Here is a 17,374-nt window from a genome sequence, read left to right as displayed (position 1 = left end):
CGATATATGCCGGGTACGGGCAACCAAATGGATAAAAGCAACCTTCCTGCGCTTCCCCATGATCGTGAAACGGCGGACAACGTGTATAATATTCAAAAAAGCAACCTATCCATTGCGAGAGACGAATGAACGAAGGAGACCTTTATGTATAAAATGCTTATCGTCGAAGACGATCCGAAAATCGCCGACCTGCTGAAAGCCCATATTGAAAAGTACGGGGATACGGCCATTGTTATTCATGAATTCGACCGGGTTCTGGAACAATTTCAGCGGCATTCCCCCCACATCGTGCTGCTGGACATCAATCTCCCGAGCTTTGACGGATATTACTGGTGCCGCCAGATCCGGCAGGTGTCGACCTGCCCGATCATTTTCATCTCGGCCCGCGACGGCAAAATGGATCAGGTGATGGCGCTCGAAAACGGCGCGGACGACTTTATTACGAAACCCTTTTACTATGAAATCGTCATGGCCAAGATCCGCAGCCAGCTTCGCCGGGCGTACGGCGACTATGCCGTGAAAAACGACGAGCGCACGGTCGAATTGGGCGGCCTGATTTTGTACCCGGAACGCATGGAGCTTCATTTCGGCAAACGGAGCGTGCCGCTCAGCAAAAAGGAAACGATATTAATCGAAACGCTGATGGAGTACAGCCCGCGGGTCGCAAGCCGCGAGGTCATTTTGGAAAAGCTGTGGGACGACGCCTTCGTGGACGACAACACGCTCAGCGTCAACATCACGCGCGTGCGGAAACGCCTAGCCGAGCTTGGCCTGGAGGAAACGCTCGAGACCGTGCGGGGGCTCGGTTACAGACTGAACTTGAACGCGGAGGAGCCGAAGTAAATGAAACTGTTCATTCGGGAGCACCTCCCCTTGATGATATTTACGTTGGCGCAGCTGCTCGCCGTCATGGCGGTGTTTTGGTTTGACGGATACGATCATCCGCTGACCGCCATGTACGCCTTGTTTTTGGGGCTGTTTATTTTCGCGGGATACCTCGGTCTGCGTTATGCCACGCATCGCGGGTTTTACGCCCGGCTGTCCCGCCCCGTCGCTTCCCTCGCCGACTCCGTGCACAAGCATGAGCCGGCGCCGCTTCCCGCTGCCCTGAGCGAGCTTTTGGAAAACCAATACAGGCAGTACCAAAACATGCTTCAGCATTGGGAACGAAAAAACGAGCAGTACATGACCTTTTTAAACCAATGGATCCACCAGATGAAAACCCCTTTGTCCGTGATCGAAATGATCACGCAGGATGGCGGGGACGAGCGGATGGGCAGCATTTCGGAGGAAACGGACCGCCTGCGGAGAGGGCTGGACATGGCACTGTACACGGCCCGTCTGGGCACCTTCGAGCAGGATTTCAGCGTGGATGCCGTCGATCTGAGACAGCTGGCGAACGAAGCGGTCCATGAATACAAACGGTATTTCATCCGCAGCCGCGTTTATCCGGAAGTCTCGATCGAAGAAGGAATTTCGGTACGGACCGATGCCAAGTGGATGCAGTTCATCCTGGGCCAGCTGCTGAACAACGCCATTAAATATTCGGCGGGCAGCGGAAAAAAAGTGACCCTGTCGGCCGTCAAGGAAGGCCGGGACGTCGTCTTGAACATACAAGACCGCGGCGTCGGCATTCCCAAAGCGGACCTCCCCCGCGTGTTCCGTCCCTTCTACACCGGGGAAAACGGCAGGCGTTTCAAGGAATCCACGGGCATGGGGCTGTACATCGTCAAGGAAGTGATCGACAAACTGAACCACCGCATCGAGCTGGAATCGGTTGAAGGCGAAGGCACGCTTGTCCGCATCCGTTTTTGATTGATCCGGGAATCGATTCGCGGGGTTGTTGTAAACGGCATTTCTTACAGCGTTGTAAGATGCGTGAAAGCTGCGTCGATAGGAGGAACCCCTGTCCGGGGCGTATACTGGGATACGAATAGAACGAAGGGTTTTGAGGATGAAAGCCCGGAAAACGAAAGGGGAAGTCACCAAGCCATGGAAATGTTATCCGTCCGCAACCTCGGCAAAATATATAAGGGCATGGTTTCGTACGAAGCGCTCTCCAACATCGACCTGTCCATCCAGCGGGGCGAATTCGTAGGGATCATGGGCCCGTCCGGGAGCGGCAAAACGACCCTGCTCAACATGATCTCCACGATCGACAAGCCGACCACGGGCGAAATCCGCATCGACGGCAAAGACCCTTACGCGCTGTCGCAGGATCAGCTGGCCCTGTTTCGAAGACGCGAGCTCGGGTTTGTGTTCCAGTCATTTAATCTGCTCAATACGCTCACCGTCAAGGAAAACATCGTGCTGCCGCTGACGCTGGACGGAGCCGGCCTTGCGGACATGAACGAAAAGGTGGCGGTCCTGTCGGAGAAGCTCGGCATCGCCCCGATCCTGGACAAGCGGACGTATGAAATCTCCGGAGGACAGGCGCAGCGAACGGCGATCGCCCGGGCGCTGATCCATGAGCCCAAGCTGCTGCTGGCGGATGAGCCGACGGGCAACCTGGATTCCAAATCGGCGCGCGAAGTCATGGAAATTTTAGAACAGCGAAACCGCGAGGATCAGGTGACGATGCTGCTGGTCACGCATGACGCCGTGGCGGCAAGCTACTGCAGCCGCGTCATTTTTATCAAAGACGGACAGCTGTACAACGAAATCTACTGCGGCGAAAACCGGACCGCATTCTATCAAAAGATCATCAACGTCTTGTCGCTGCTGGGAGGAAACGGGCATGAATTTCCGCCAGTTCGCGTTTAACAACGTCATCCGGAACAAACGGACCTATGTCGCCCATTTCCTGAGCAGCGCGTTTTCGGTCATGATCTTTTTTACGTACGCCATGCTGGCGTTCCATCCCGACCTCAAGGGGCAAATCATGGCCGACAGCATCACGCTCAGCATCCTCGCAACGATGGGAATGCATATTTCGCAAGTCGTCATCTTCGTGTTTTCATTCCTGTTCCTGCTTTATTCCGTCGGTTCCTTCATTAAGGTCCGCAAAAGGGAGTTCGGCATTCTGCTTTTGCTGGGCATGTCCCGCAAACAGCTTAACCGCATGCTTTTTATCGAAAACGTCTTGATCGGCGTCGCGGCGATCGTTACGGGCATTCTCGTCGGCATCGTTTTCTCCAAGCTGATCCTGCTCATCTGCGCATCCATGCTGGTGATCGAACGCGGGCTTCCGTTTTATCTGCCGGCCAAAGCGATTGGGCTGACCGCGGGCGGTTATCTGGTTCTGTTCATGGCCGTTGCGGCCTTCACGTCGCTTATGACCAAAAAAGGCACGCTGGCGGACCTCATCAAATCCGAGGATAAACCGAAACCGGAACCCAAGGCATCCGTCCCGCTTTCCATCCTGGCGGTGCTGCTGATCGGGCTGGGTTATGCCTGCGTCTTCCTGTTCGTGCTGCGCCGCATCTATTCGTTCGGCCTGCTGTTTGGCGGCGTGGTGCTGGTCATTATCGGAACCTATTTTCTTTTCACCCAGCTCAGCGTGTACGTCATCCGCGCCTTGAAAAACAGGCCCCGCTTCGTGTTCAAACGGACCAATCTGCTGACGGTATCGGAGCTCGTCTACCGGATGAAGGATAACGCGGTCATGTTTTTTATGGTCGCAGTCATTTCGGCGATCGCTTTTACCGGCATCGGAACAGCCCTTGCCATCGGCGATCCGGGACTTGCGGCGATGAAAAACCCGTACGCTTTTACGCACGTCTCCTTTCCGGAACCTGGTGATGACGTTTCATTTGAGCAGAAGCATATCCGTTTGATCGAGCAAACGCTGAAAAAAGGAGGTTTTGCCTACCGCAAGGCTTCGTTCGTTCCGGCCTACTCCGATGACGGGAAAACCTTGATCCGGCTGAGCGACTATAACGGGCTGGCCGCTGTCCTCGGTTATCCCCAGGAAACGCTGCGCAGCGGGGAAACCATGGCCTCTCCGTCGTCGGTGACGCAGAATGACAAGTACAGGCTCGAAGGCCTTCAGACGGATCGGCTTACGATCACGAAAGGCGAACATACCATGACACTTCCCATCGTCAAGGCGCTGCCCCATATCGTCATTCCCGATTACGGCAATGTTTGGATTATTACGGATTCGGATTACGAGCGGCTGGCGAAGGGCGATGAATATAAGACCCGGGTTGTCGTGTTCGTCGTCCCGGAGTGGCATCATACGCGTACGGTTGCCGAAGAAATAAGGAAAGCCCTGGATGCGGATTCAGCAAACGAGCGGCAATACGCCTATAACTTCTCTGCGCTTGTACTGGATTGGATGCATTCGAAGCAGTTAAACGGCTTGCTGCTCATCGTCAGCGGGCTGGTCGGAATCGTCTTTTTCACGTTTGCCGCCAGCTTCATCTATTTCAGGCTTTATGCCGATTTATCGAGAGACGAGGAGCAGTACCGGATGATTTCAAAAGTGGGGCTGAGCCGCAAGGAACTTGCCAAAACCGTCACCCGCCAGCTTGTCCTCATGTTTTTCCTGCCGCTTCTCGTGGCGATCGTGCACAGCAGCGTGGCGTTTACCGCGCTCCAGGGCCTGGTCGACTTTTCCGTCGTCTCCCATACGCTGGCCGTATTCGCAACGTTTCTCGGCATTCAGGTCGTCTATTTCCTGGTGACCCGCTGGCGTTATTTAAGCCATTTATACCAAAAAATCTTGTAACGCATCAATGCTCATTATATTTAAACAAAAGACATCTGCCCGTTCGTTTGGCGAACGGCTCCAGATGTCTTTTTTCGGATTCCCGCCTTCACAGCGTCTGCAGTTCGCGCCGGATGTCCCGGCGGCGGTTTTCGATGTATGCGTAAATGACGTTGTGTTCGTTCAAAAACATGCCGAGAGGCCACTTGTATTTCGGATCCCGGTATACGTCGTCTTCGATTTGGCGCAGCATGTTCCGGACCACCGGCATCAATTGATGCGCGGTAAAGGAGGAGGCGAGAATTTCCTCGAGAATCTCCTTGTATCGCTGCCGATTGGCGCTGTAGGCCAGCACCTTTCCCGTCAGCTTGTTATGCCCTTTAATGCTGACCAGATTCGAAGCGACCTCCTTGCCGTAGCAGTTCCGTCCCCAGGTTCCCTCATAATCCCATGGCAGAAAACCGTATGCCTTCCGCTTCCTGTATTCGAAAATCGTATAGTTATGCCGAAATCCGTCGTAGTTGCCTGTTAGCACCGCCCCGCTCAGCCATGTCAAAAAATTGTCCATGTACAGACGCTGGTTCAAATATTTTTCCAGCGTTTTCCCCCGTTTGGCGTGGATGTTCCGAATGAAGCGCATCAGCCTCAGACGGTCTTCCCCGCGGCCTTTGATCAGCCTGTATCCGGAAAACAGCGAGGTTTTCGGGGTATTCGTGCTGACGTTGTTCAAATCGAAGGTGGCATTGTCGTTGACGGCATAAATGATGCTTCGGACGGGAAGCTTGCGCACGCGGAAAAAGGTTTGATTCACCGCCTCGATCCGCAAATACACGCCTTGGTTCACGCCGTTTAATTGCAGGACGCAGTGCTGCGTCGAGGGACTTGGAACGCCGATCATATTAAAGAAATGAAATGAAAGCGCATTGCGGATCAAGGAAGGATCGTCATACTCGGCATTAAAGTGATACGTTGCGCGTGATGTGCGGATTTCATAGGATTTTTTCGGATATTCGCGCGTATGGCCGCCCCGGTACCGAATCCGGATGGCTTGAGGCGACCCGTTCCCGTTCGACAACGTCGCCGGAAAAAAACGGTCAGACCAAATGTGGTTCTCCATCTGTTTCAAATCCTTATCCTTGATTGCGATCCGGTATACGGGCAGACCCATGCAGCAACCGCCTTTCCAACACGAAGAATAGCCTATGATGCGGGCTTTTCACCATATTATGCCGAAGGGGCGGATGCCGTCAGGGCGGATGCCTTGGTGTTCCGGGAAAATGCCTAAACTTGTCTTGGCAACATTCTAGCAACCGGGCAGAGGGATATTCACTCAATTTTGATAATCTAGTATATTCGGCTAGTCCCTTCTAACACGAGGACACATATAAATATTGCATAGATAGACTTGAAGGACGAATCGACGCCTCTCTCGTCTACCTAATCACTCCAAGGAAGGGGAATGTGAAATGTCTTTAGCCGGTTATGATTTAATGAACCTGGTCGGCCAAAGCGTGAAGATCAACCGTGGCGGGCATGATTCGGTTGAAGGTGTTCTGCAAAGCGTACAGAACAACTACATGGCTGTTTGGACAAATGACAGCAATGTCGTGTACGTGAACACCCAACACATCAAAAGCATCTCTTCGACGGGCCAATCGGGAGATCAATCCATGACGGGAACGACCATGACGAGTCCGATTCGGGCTTACAGCTTCGGCTCGCTTCTGCAGGCGCTCCGTTACCGCTATGTGCAGGTGAACCGCGGAGGCCCTGAAAAGCTCGAGGGGATCGTCGCCGACGCCAACCAAAACTACCTCATGCTCGCCGTAAAAGGAGAGGAAGTCGTCCGCATCCCGATCTACCATATCAAATCGGTCGCGGTCGTAAGCAGCAATTCGAACAACAAAAATAACAATAACAATAATAACAACAGCAATAACAACAGCAATAACAACAACCAAAATAGCAACAACAAATCCGGAGGCAGCCAATCGGGCGGTAATCGCAGCAGCGGTAACCGCAGCGGCGGCAATCGCAGCGGCGGTAGCCGTAGCGGCGGCAATCGCAGCTACGGAGGCAGCCGGAGCGGTGGAAGCCGGAGTTACGGCAGCCGCAGCTATGGCGGACGCAGCTCCAGCAGACGCAGCCGCGGACGCAGCGGCGGACGCAGCGGCGGACGCAGCGGCGGACGCAAATAACCGCAGCCGGTTCGCCTTGGAACCTTCTATCCTAATCTAGTCATCGGGCCGTAAAAAATATAGACGCTCCCTGCGGAGTCTCATGAATCTACATTCCTCGCGCCGCAGATTCACAACTCCGCAGGAGCTGTCCTTATTTACACGGCTTACCGTTTAGCAGACCGTTAAAAGGAGTATATGCAAGCCGTATCGTTCATGATCTTCGAATCCGCTTCGACACGGCTTGTCCATAGGATGCAGCTTCCCCCTGATCGTAATGTGAAAGGAGGTAGATTATGGAGTCGATCCGTTCTCTCCTCGGCAAAAAAATCGAACTCAAACTATCCGGCTGCAAAATCCCCATCACCGGAGAGCTCATCGATCTTGGCAGCGACATTGTCGTCGTGTTCTCCGACTCCCGGTATGTGTACGCGCCGGTGCACCATTTGCAGCATTTGAAACTTGCCGATGACGGCGAGGATTTCTCGCCGGCCGACCGGGAACCGCTCGTGGACCATGTGCACATTTCCTATCGGAAAATGCTGATGAATTCCAGGGGCATTTTTACGGAAATCGGCCTGGGAGGCCCTCATCCCGTTTACGGTTATGTGACAAGCATCATGAACGATTACTTTATTTTTTATTCGCCGCTGTACCACTCGATTTATGTTTCGCTCCATCATGTCAAATATATCTGCCCGCTTCCGCCCAACATGACCCCATTCTATCTCAGCCAGCATCCTTTCCATCTGCAGCAGCCGGCCGTCCCTCTCTCCCGTACATTAGAGCAGCAACTGGAGAAATTTCAAAACGAGCTCGTCATCTTTGATCTGGGAGAATCTCCGTTAAAGGCAGGACTGCTGAAAAAGGTGGATAACCGGATCATCGAACTGATCGAGGCCGGAGGAAAAACCGTTTTCCTTCACTGCGACCATATTAAATCGATTCATCTGCCATAACCGCCAACAACACGGCTGTTGTAGAATCATCTACACCGGCCGTTTTTTCATTAAGAATCCCTACGAAAAAGCACCCCGATCGGGGACATCCTGTGCAGGCGCTTGCTTTTGACCGGCACGGGCCGCGGCCACCGGAAGCCTCACGGTCATGCGCGTGCCTTCGCCAAGCGTACTGGCCACCGAAACGCTTCCGCCATGCATCTGCACGATTTTCTGGATAATGGACAGGCCCAGCCCGCTGCCTCCGCCGGAGCGGGTTCTTGATTTGTCCGCTTTGAAAAACCTTTCAAAAATATGCGCCTGGTCCTCGGCCGAAATGCCGATCCCCGTATCCTCGACGGAAACGACGGCCTCGCGCCCGTCCGTTTCCAGCGTGACATGGATCGAACCTCCCTCGGGCGTGAATTTGATGGCGTTATGCAGCAAATTCACCCACACCTGGCTCAGCAGATCATCGTCGGCTTCGATGGTCACGGGTTTCAGATCGACCGACATCTCCAGGTTTTTGCCCTGCCACTGGGGTTCGCAGGCGAGAATGAGCGTCTGGAGCTGTTTGTCCAGCCTTAAGGGAGCCGCATGGAACGGGTGTTTCTCCGAATCGAGCGACGCAAGCTTAAGCATGTTTTCGGACAAACGCGACAATCGCACGCTTTCCTGTTCGATGATGTTCAAATAATGGTTCCGCTGATCCGGGGTTAATTGCTCTTCCCGAAGAACCCGCGCAAAGCCGGTGATCGAAGTGAGCGGGGACTGGATCTCATGGGACACGTTCGAAATGAATTCCTGGCGCATATGCTCCATTTTGTTCAGATCGGAGGCCATGTTGTTAATGCTCTGGACGACTTCCCTCCAAGGGTCGTCATCCCTGCCGTGCACAGGCAGGCTGACTTTAAAATCCCCTTTCGATATCCGCTTCAGCGCATCGATGATCATCTGCCAATACTCCCTCTGCCTCCCCTTTCCGAACCTGGAAACAAACGAAATGATTACGCCGAAAATAACAAATCCGAGCACCGAGTTCACGAGCTGCCCGACGAGCGGCCGCATGTTCCATCTTAAGGAATGGGTAATATAGTATGCTCCAATCCAGCATATGGCAAGCGAGCACAAAACGAGCAGCATAAACAATACGATTCTGACGCGCAGCCAAAAGCTGAAAGCAGGGTCGTCCTTTTTACCGTCCATCCGCCACCACCGCTCCTGACGAGCTTTCCGTTTCTTTTCCGTTTTTTCGAACCGTGCCGCCGCGATTTCCTGCCGCTTCATCCGCCGCCAAGCCTTGTTCTGCTCGCGGTCCCGCTCCAGAAGCTCGCGCCGCTGCCTGCCCTCCCGGTTGCTCATGAGAGCACCTCCAGCCGATATCCGAGCCCGCGAATCGTGCGGATGCAAAATTGGTCCTGCTGATCCGCGAACCGTTCCCGCAGACGTTTGATATGCACGTCGACGGTTCGTTCGTCGCCTTCATAGTCGTATCCCCAAATCTGTTCGATGATCTGGTCGCGGGAAAACGTTTTGCCCGGATAGCTGCCCAGCAGGAACAACAGCTCGAATTCCTTCAGCGGCAGAGTCAGCGGATCGGCCCCGACATAACATTCGTACGTTTTGCGGTTCAGGCGCAAATCGCCGAACTGGATTTCCTGGGATGCCGATATCCGGTACCGCTTCAGCAGGGCTTTGACCCGGACGATGAGCTCCAGCGGATCAAACGGTTTGACCAGATAATCGTCGGTCCCAAGCTCAAATCCTTTCACTTTTTGCGACGTTTCCCCTTTGGCCGTAAGCATGAGCAGCGGAATGTCGTAATCCCTGCTCAGCTCCCGGCACAGCTCCCAGCCGTCCATGCCCGGCATCATGATGTCGAGAATGACGAGATCGGCCTTGGCCGATTCCATCGCGCTGAGCGCCTCCAGACCGTTGGAGGCCTCCGTTACCGTAAACCCTTCATTTTTCAGCAGATGACTGACCAGCTCCCGGATATGGGGGTCGTCATCGACAACTAGGATATGGGCCATTGCAGCCTCCGCTCCTTTCTACTTGAAACATGAACGTCCAAAATTTATGCGTTCACACCCATGTCTAAGTCATTTTACCGATTTCGCTCCGATCTCGTAAACATCGGCGTTCCCGACGATCGTAACATCACGTCGTTTTCCTCTGCGCTTTCGGCATGATCATTTTGCCTGCCTTGCGAACGGTATTCAGTATAACCCCGTTTCATGAACTCAATATGAACTGGGCAAGAACCGTACATAAACCGGATGTCTCGTTTTTTCTTGGAGGGGGTGTGCCGGGAAAGATTTTATTTTAGTCAAACTTTATCTTGAATCGTTTCCAAATTATTGTATGATGGGTATTATTTGCGTCTGGGCCGTAACGTTCCAGGCGACCATCACATGCAGTGCATAACGGTTTTGTTTAGGGAATTGGGGGTTTTTAAACATGCAACCTAAACGGCAATCCATGACATGGCTGCTCCGGTACCTTCGCCCGGTTGCGGGGCGCCTTGCGATCCTGCTGCTGCTTCTGCTGGCTTCGACCGGCGTGCAGCTCGTCAATCCGCAGATCGTGCAGCGTTTTATCGATACGGCCGCCGACAACGGCATCGTGTCGAGCCTGCTTACGCTGGCCGGCATTTATCTCGTGCTCGCCGCCTTGAACCAGGTGCTGACAGTGGCCGTCAGCTACCTGGGCAACGACGTCTCCTGGCGCTCCACCAACCTGCTGCGCGGCGATTTGCTGAAGCATTGCCTCCGGCTCGATATGCGGTTTCACAATTTGAAAACGCCCGGGGAAATGATCGAGCGCATCGACGGGGACGTCACCCATATGTCGAACTTTTTTTCCATGTTTATCATCAAGGTCATCGGCAGCTTCGTGCTGCTCGCCGGCATTCTCGGCTTTATGTTTACGATCAATTGGCCGATTGCGGCGGTTATGACCCTCTTCACGCTCGCCTCCATCGGGGCCATGGTATTCGTCCGCGACATGGGCGTCAAATCGTCCAAGGACGAACGCGGGGCAAGCGCGGCGCTGTTCGGCTTTATCGAGGAGCGGATCGCGGGGATCGAAGACGTGCAGGCCAACGGGAACGTGCCGTACGTCATGAACCGGTTTTACCGCGCGATGCGCAATGTTTTTCTGAAGGGCCGCAAAGCGTGGATGCTGCGCGTCGTTCCCTGGAACACGACGGTGGTGCTGTTTGCCCTCGCCGTGACGGTGGTCCTGCTGCTGGGCGTGCATTATTATTTGATCGGAAACATCTCCCTCGGCACGCTGTTCCTGATTTACCAATACACGCAAATGCTGAACGATCCGATCGAGCAGCTCGGCGATCAGGTGCAGGAGTTCCAGAAGGCCAAGTCGGGCATGATGCGCTCTCAGGAGCTGCTGGAAAGCCGCAGCGAAATCGTGGAGGGCGGCAAGACCGCGCTGCCGGAAGGCGCGCTCGGCCTCGAATTCGAGCATGTCCATTTCAGCTACAGCCCGGATAAGCCGGTGCTGCATGACATTACGTTTGCGGTGCGCCCCGGCGAACGCTTAGGGATCATCGGCCGCACCGGCAGCGGCAAGTCCAGCCTGAGCCGCGTCCTGCTTCGACTGTACAACATCGGCAGCGGCACGATCCGGGTCGGAGGCGTAGACATCCGGGACTTGAGCCTATCGGCGCTGTACCGCCGAGTCGGGATGGTGACGCAGGACGTCCAGCTCTTCGACGGCACGCTGCGCGACAACCTGACGCTGTTTGACGGCAGCATCTCCGACGGCTACATCCTCGAAACGACGGAACGCCTCGGGCTTAAGCAGTGGATCGATTCGCAGCCGGAAGGCCTCGACACCCATCTGAAGGCGGGAGGTTCATCCCTGTCGGCCGGAGAAGCGCAGCTGTTCGCGCTGACGCGGGTATTCCTGACCCAGCCGAGCCTCGTCATTCTGGATGAACCGTCCTCGCGCCTCGACGCGGCAACCGAAGCGATGCTGCAAACCGCGGTGGACCAGCTCATGAAGAACTGCACGGGCATCGTGATCGCGCATCGGCTCTCCACGCTGGAACAGGTGGATCACATTATGGTGCTGGGGGATGGGCGCATCCTTGAATTCGGCGAGAGGGAAACACTCGCCAAGGATCCCGCTTCGCATTACGCCCAGCTCCTGATTACGGGCAGGGAGGAGGATTTGGCATGACCGTAACCCGTTTTATCCAACGTTTGTTTACCTATAATATTTCGCTTTTTATCGTCAACGGGCTGCTTTGGGGGCTGTTTCACTCCATCCCGTTGTTGATCGGCCTCGGCATGCAGTGGTTTTTCGACCGGGCGACCAGCCAGTCCCATAACTATCTGTGGCTTGCCGTCCCGCTCATTTTCATCGCGCTCGTGCGAGTCTCGCGGGTAGGCGTCTTTTTCTGGGCGTTCTGGAAATGGGTGACTTACATTTACGACGTCCAGGCGATTTTGCGCACCAATATGCTGAAAGGCATTATGCGCTGGCCCGGGCGCAACCTCCCGGCATCTCCGGGAGAAGCGGTCAGCCGGTTCCGGGAGGACGTCGACGAAGTGGTCGAATACGTCGAATCCTGGGTCGATTTTTGGGGCAGGCTGGCTTTTGCGGTCATCTCCCTGGTCATCATGGCCCGGATCAACTGGCAGATTACGCTCGTCGCCCTCCTTCCCCTGCTTGCAGTGACGCTGCTGAACAACCTGTCGGGCAACCGGGCGAGACGTTACGGCCAAATGAACCGGGAAGCCACCGGGCGCATTACCAGTTTTATTGCGGAATCCTTCGGGGCGGTGCAGGCGCTGAAGCTGGGGCAGGCGGAAGAACACGTTCACCGTCGCTTCGTCCAGCTGAACGAATCCCGCCGGCAGGCGGCGCTGAAGGATAATTTGTTCAAGGAATGGATGCGCTCGCTGAACCAGCACGTGCTCAGCATTTGCACCGGCATCATTCTGCTGATGTGCGCATCGGCGATGAAGGCCGGACGGTTTACCGTCGGCGACTTTGCCCTTTTTACCTCCTATTTGACGAATATTGCATTCAGCATCTCGCTGTTCGGGTTCATGGTATTCCAGCATAAACGGTTAAAAGTGTCGCTCGATCGGATGAGCGTGTTGTTCCGTCCGGGCGAACAGGAGCGGATCATGGAATTCAGCGAAACCTATCTTTACGAGGAACCGCCCGAGCTGCCGGCGATACGCAAAGATCCGCAAGAACGGCTGCAAACGCTGGAAGTCAAAGGGCTATCCTACACGTACCCGGGTTCGGAAAACGGCATCCGCGGCATCAGCTTCTCGCTGGAACGCGGAAAATTCGTGGTCGTTACCGGCCGCATCGGTTCGGGCAAATCCACGCTCGTGCGCGCGTTGCTCGGCCTGCTGCCCGCATCGGAAGGCTCCGTGCTTTGGAACGGCAAGACAATCGACCCGGCGAAGTTCCTCATCCCGCCGAGGGCGGCTTATACGCCTCAGGTGCCGCGGCTGTTCAGCGACACGCTTCGCGAGAACATCATCCAGGGCAGCCCGGGCGGCGAGGATCGCCTCGCGCGGGCGGTACGGCTGGCGGTGATGGAAAAGGATATCGGCGACCTGGAAAAAGGGCTCGATACGTTCGTCGGTCCGCGCGGCGTTATGCTCTCCGGCGGCCAGATCCAACGGGCGGCCACCGCGCGGATGATGATGACGGACTCCGACCTGCTCATCTTCGACGACCTGTCGAGCGCGCTGGACGTCGAAACCGAAAAACAACTGTGGGGGCGGCTCTTCGAGGAACAAGACGCGACTTGCATCGCCGTCTCCCACCGCAAAGCGGCGCTGGCCGAAGCCGATCACATCATCGTCATGAAGGACGGACGCATCGAAGCGGAAGGCACCTTGACCGAGCTTCTTGCGACCTGTTCCGAGATGCAGCTGCTGTGGCAGGGCGAGGCCCCGGAAACCGAGGAAGCCGACGAAAGCCTCGTAAAGGCGAAATAAAACATAAAAGGCCGGGAAAGTCCTGCAGACCTTCCCGGCACCCAGAGACTCCGACCGGAGTCTTTTTATTTTGTTGCGGTTCGTTTTTGGTTATATCGCCTTAAATGACCGAGCTCAGCTTGGCATAGGACAACGTCTTTTTGATGTAACTCGAATCGCTGTAATATTTGGCTCCCGACTCGAAGTTGATGTACAGATTGCCCTTGATGATCGCCAGATCCTCGGACATGTTCGGGATTTTCATCGTTTTCTTCAGCTTGGGGGAAGCCGCCTTCGTGTAAATGCGAAGGTATCCCGGATTGTTCCGGCCGTACGAGGTCGAAAAAATCAAATGGCTGCCGGTAACGGCAACGCCCTGCACCTTGGCCGGCGTTTTATAGGTCGCGATCGGACTCGACGACGGATTCTCCGAACCGTTCAGGTTGTACCGGTACAGGGAGGAGCTGTTTTTCTCGTCGAATTTGCCGACGTACAAGTCTCCGTCCGCAACGGTCGCGTAGGAGGATGCCTTGAGCTTAAAGCCTTTGTTCAGTTTCAGATGGCTGTTGTTTTTGGCAGCGGCGAGATCGCTCAGCTTGTAGCGGAGCATGTTGTATTTCGTATCCGAAGACTTCGCGGAGGAAGCGATCCACAGATACGTTTTGGATACGCCCATGCCTCCGACGTGGCCGCTGTGGTAAATGCCTCCCGACTTTTTCTCGTCGGCGAGATACACGTTTTTGACGAATTTTCCGGTTTTGGCGTCCACGACGGCGATCAGGCTGTCTTTTACGGCACTGCTGTTTTTCTTATGGTAATAATACGAGATCAGAATCCAGTTTTTGGCCGGATAATAGGTCAACCCTTGCGGCACGTAATTCGTATCGAGATTCGGGATCTTCGGTCCCTTCTTGAACACCTTGTGATACGCCGGGAACGGGTCCGAAGCGGCGGATGCCTGGCCGGGATTTGCGCCAAACAGCGACGCGCCGGCAATCAACACGGCGCACACGATCGTCGTAAGCTTGCGAAGCAGCGACATAAGCTGCACCTCCTGCATTTCATAATGGCTAAAACGATATTTATTCCATCCGCGGGAGAATGATGCTTCCGCGAAAGGCGGGGCGGAAATCCCCCCTTTTATCATAAGCCGCGATGCCCGATTGCAGAAGGGAACCCGTCCCTATTTTCGGCGAGCCATAGTCCCATTTCGTAGCGGCGGATTTTATAGGCAAAGGGTCGTATCTTTTCCGTGGACCAGCCGGAATGCCCGAGACTTTAGCCCGGGTCGCGGCGCGGCTTACGAAACGTCAGGGGCACCGCGCCCATGACCTTCAAAACCTCCCCAGACTCCAAGCTACGGGCTCCCTTGCCCTGCTTCCTTCCACCGCGCCAGCAGCTCGGACCGGGCCGTTGCCGCCACGTCGAACCGGTAGCTGGTGAGCAGCTCCTCGGATTTGACGCCGGCCAGCAGCGGATTGGGCTGGATGCCGGGGATGACCGGCAGGGAGTACGCCGCGTTCATGTATGCCGTTTGCGCGCTTTTGGAAAGCACGAAATCGGCCAGCTTTTTCGCCGCGGCTTTGTTGTCCCCGTTTTTCAGGATCGATACCGCCCCGACCTCCCATCCCGCCTGGGGCGGAATGGCGGTACGGATCGCGTAACCGGAGCTGACGAAGCGCAGCTGGTCGCCCAAAAAGCTGACGCCGGCCGCAACGTCCCCGACCGCCAAACGCTGCGCCGAAGAGATGCCCGAAAAGGTGGTCGTGGAGCTTTGCGATTTTAGGGCATGCATCAGCTTCAGCGCCTCGTCCGTCCCCAGCTGCTGCGCCAGCGAAGCGAGAAGCGTATAGCCGGTGCCGGACGTCTCCGGATCGGGGATTTCGATTTTCCCCTTCAGCTCCGGGCGAAGCAAATCCTCATAACGCTCGGGGTAAGGAAGCCGCGCAAGCTTCGGATCCGCCTTCCACGCCTGCTCACTGACGCCGATGGCCAGCGCCCCCATGTACATGCCGGTCCAATATCCCTCCTTGTCTTTGTAGGCGGCCGGAATTTTGTCGCTCATCCGGGGCGAATACCGCAGCAGTTTGCCGCTGCTTTTCAACTGCTCATGCAAATCCGCCGGTCCCCCAAGCACCACGTCGATCCCGGTTTTGTTCATCGTCAGCAGATGATAGCTGGCTTCCCCGCTGGACATCCGGATCACCTCGTAAGCCTGGCCGGTTTCTTTTTTGAATTTTTCGAGCAGCATACGGCCTTCGTCCTCCTGGAAAATGACGTATACCTTCAGGGGCGGCTTCGCGGTTTTCCCCGGGTAGCCCTTATACATCCATCCCGCTGCCAAAACAAGAATGGCGGCCAGAACCAAAAACATACTCCCTTTTTTCATCCCTACAACTCCCCCTCATGCCCTTAGCTCCTGAAACAACTGGAAACGCCAAAAAGGAAAACAACATTGTTTTCCTTTTTTATCCATAACAAACTCGAAATGAATCGAACTCTACATGGAGTTCAAGCTAAGCTTGATCCCCATCGTCAGGAATGATATGAATTTTGTCGGCCGCCGCCCCGAACGCCACTTCGCCGTCGTAAGTCGTTTGCCCGACGTCGTAGGCATCGACGATCCACTCTTTTCCTTCGTCATCCAAAATGAAATACCGCTCCTTTTCGCCGAGGAACATGGACGATTTCACCTTGCCCTTCATGCGGAACGCATACTCTTCCGGCGGGTTCAGCCGCAAAGATTCCGGCCGGATGCTCAGGATCACGCGTTGATTCGCGGCCCACGATTCGTCCGTTTTCAGGACTGCCCGGCGCCCTTGGCCGTAAGCCACGGCAGCTTGATCCCCTTCCTGGCGTTCGACGGCCGCCTCGATGAAGTTCGTCGTGCCGATAAAATCCGCGACGTACCGGGTGCGCGGCTTGTAGTAGATTTCATGCGGCGTGCCGTATTGATCGATTTTTCCCTTGTTGAACACGACGATATAATCGGACATCGACAACGCCTCCAGCTGGTCATGCGTCACGTAAATGACGGTCAGGCCTAGCTCCTGCTGGATGTTGCGCAGTTCCACGCGAACCTCCTCGCGCAGCTTGGCATCGAGATTGCTCAGCGGCTCGTCGAGCAGGATGATCGGCGAATTCATGACCAGCGCCCGCGCCATCGCCACGCGCTGCTGCTGGCCGCCCGACATTTCATGCGGATAACGGTGCTCCAGACCCGTCAGCTTCACCTGGGCCAAAGCCGCCTGCACCCGCTGCTGCACCTCCGCCTCCGGGCGTTTCTGCATGTCCAGCCCATACGCCACGTTGTCGAAAACCGTCATATGCGGGAACAAGGCGTATTCCTGGAACACCATCGGCGTTCCCCTTTTGTATGGCGGCAGGTCGTTCACCATTTTGCCGTCGATCCATATTTCTCCCTGATCGACGGTGTAAAACCCGGCGATCGAACGCAGCAGCGTCGTTTTGCCGCAGCCGCTCGGGCCGAGAAAGGTAATGAATTTGCCGCGTTCGATTTGCAGATTGATATGTTTAAGGACGTGATTTTGCCCGAATACCTTGTTGACGTCTTTCAAATCCAGCAGTACCTGTGATTCCACTTTTGTCCACTCCCTGTTTTTCCAGTTTTGCCGCGGG

General features: G+C 55.3%; 14 protein-coding genes. 8 read left to right on the top strand and 6 right to left on the bottom strand.

Going from position 1 to position 17,374, the window contains the following annotated elements; genetic code table 11:
- The first annotated feature begins 144 nt into the window (after positions 1-144).
- The 4 genes from NYE48_RS01885 (at position 145) to NYE48_RS01870 (ending at position 4,672) form a co-directional block, all read left to right on the top strand.
- A complete protein-coding gene (locus NYE48_RS01885; RefSeq protein WP_340996547.1) occupies positions 145-843 on the top strand; it encodes a response regulator transcription factor in 699 nt (232 codons plus the stop codon).
- Positions 844-1,815 (top strand): sensor histidine kinase, encoded by a 972-nt coding sequence (locus NYE48_RS01880; protein ID WP_340996546.1) that lies wholly within the window; start codon positions 844-846, stop codon positions 1,813-1,815.
- Positions 1,816-1,992: 177 nt separating this feature from the next.
- Positions 1,993-2,763 carry an ABC transporter ATP-binding protein gene (locus tag NYE48_RS01875; RefSeq protein ID WP_036709500.1) on the top strand — a complete coding sequence of 257 codons (771 nt, stop codon included), beginning with the start codon at positions 1,993-1,995 and terminating at the stop codon, positions 2,761-2,763.
- Positions 2,738-4,672 carry an ABC transporter permease gene (locus NYE48_RS01870; RefSeq protein WP_340996544.1) on the top strand — a complete coding sequence of 645 codons (1,935 nt, stop codon included), beginning with the start codon at positions 2,738-2,740 and terminating at the stop codon, positions 4,670-4,672. Before NYE48_RS01875 ends, NYE48_RS01870 begins: the two co-directional genes overlap by 26 nt.
- A gap of 88 nt (positions 4,673-4,760) precedes the next feature.
- Here the strand turns inward: NYE48_RS01870 and NYE48_RS01865 are convergent, their stop codons facing one another.
- On the bottom strand, positions 4,761-5,819 hold the full coding sequence (locus tag NYE48_RS01865) for a CotH kinase family protein (protein WP_339323052.1): 1,059 nt from the start codon (positions 5,817-5,819) through the stop codon (positions 4,761-4,763).
- A 298-nt stretch (positions 5,820-6,117) separates the two neighbouring features.
- Between NYE48_RS01865 and NYE48_RS01860 the strand changes: the two genes are divergently transcribed.
- Together NYE48_RS01860 and NYE48_RS01855 are read left to right on the top strand one after the other, a co-directional pair.
- Positions 6,118-6,849, top strand: coding sequence for a hypothetical protein (locus NYE48_RS01860; protein ID WP_340996543.1), 732 nt, complete (start codon positions 6,118-6,120; stop codon positions 6,847-6,849).
- 275 nt (positions 6,850-7,124) lie between these two features.
- Complete coding sequence (locus tag NYE48_RS01855; RefSeq protein ID WP_036709488.1) at positions 7,125-7,787, top strand: hypothetical protein; 663 nt, start codon at positions 7,125-7,127, stop codon at positions 7,785-7,787.
- Positions 7,788-7,847: 60 nt separating this feature from the next.
- On the opposite strand, the gene NYE48_RS01850 is transcribed toward NYE48_RS01855, so the two are convergent.
- Together NYE48_RS01850 and NYE48_RS01845 are read right to left on the bottom strand one after the other, a co-directional pair.
- A complete protein-coding gene (locus tag NYE48_RS01850; RefSeq protein WP_340996540.1) occupies positions 7,848-9,128 on the bottom strand; it encodes a sensor histidine kinase in 1,281 nt (426 codons plus the stop codon).
- Entirely contained in the window at positions 9,125-9,799 is a 675-nt protein-coding gene (locus tag NYE48_RS01845; protein ID WP_036709484.1) for a response regulator transcription factor, read from the bottom strand. The genes NYE48_RS01850 and NYE48_RS01845 overlap by 4 nt, the downstream gene beginning before the upstream one ends.
- Positions 9,800-10,226: 427 nt before the next feature.
- Between NYE48_RS01845 and NYE48_RS01840 the strand changes: the two genes are divergently transcribed.
- Entirely contained in the window at positions 10,227-11,969 is a 1,743-nt protein-coding gene (locus tag NYE48_RS01840; RefSeq protein ID WP_212949497.1) for an ABC transporter ATP-binding protein, read from the top strand.
- Positions 11,966-13,756, top strand: a complete 1,791-nt coding sequence (locus NYE48_RS01835) for an ABC transporter ATP-binding protein (RefSeq protein ID WP_340996538.1) — start codon at positions 11,966-11,968, stop codon at positions 13,754-13,756. Before NYE48_RS01840 ends, NYE48_RS01835 begins: the two co-directional genes overlap by 4 nt.
- A 100-nt stretch (positions 13,757-13,856) precedes the next feature.
- Here NYE48_RS01835 and NYE48_RS01830 read toward each other — a convergent pair whose 3' ends face one another.
- The 3 genes from NYE48_RS01830 to NYE48_RS01820 form a co-directional block, all read right to left on the bottom strand.
- Complete coding sequence (locus NYE48_RS01830; protein WP_156124560.1) at positions 13,857-14,777, bottom strand: hypothetical protein; 921 nt, start codon at positions 14,775-14,777, stop codon at positions 13,857-13,859.
- A 315-nt stretch (positions 14,778-15,092) separates the two neighbouring features.
- Positions 15,093-16,124, bottom strand: a complete 1,032-nt coding sequence (locus NYE48_RS01825; protein ID WP_340996534.1) for an extracellular solute-binding protein — start codon at positions 16,122-16,124, stop codon at positions 15,093-15,095.
- A gap of 127 nt (positions 16,125-16,251) precedes the next feature.
- Entirely contained in the window at positions 16,252-17,337 is a 1,086-nt protein-coding gene (locus NYE48_RS01820) for an ABC transporter ATP-binding protein (protein WP_212949492.1), read from the bottom strand.
- Between the last annotated feature and the right edge of the window lie 37 nt (positions 17,338-17,374).

It is taken from the genome of Paenibacillus sp. FSL M7-1455, from assembly GCF_038004655.1.
GTDB lineage: Bacteria > Bacillota > Bacilli > Paenibacillales > Paenibacillaceae > Paenibacillus_AQ > Paenibacillus_AQ cookii.
Note: the sequence above shows the minus strand (reverse complement) of the source record. Positions and strands in the feature narration are given on the sequence as shown.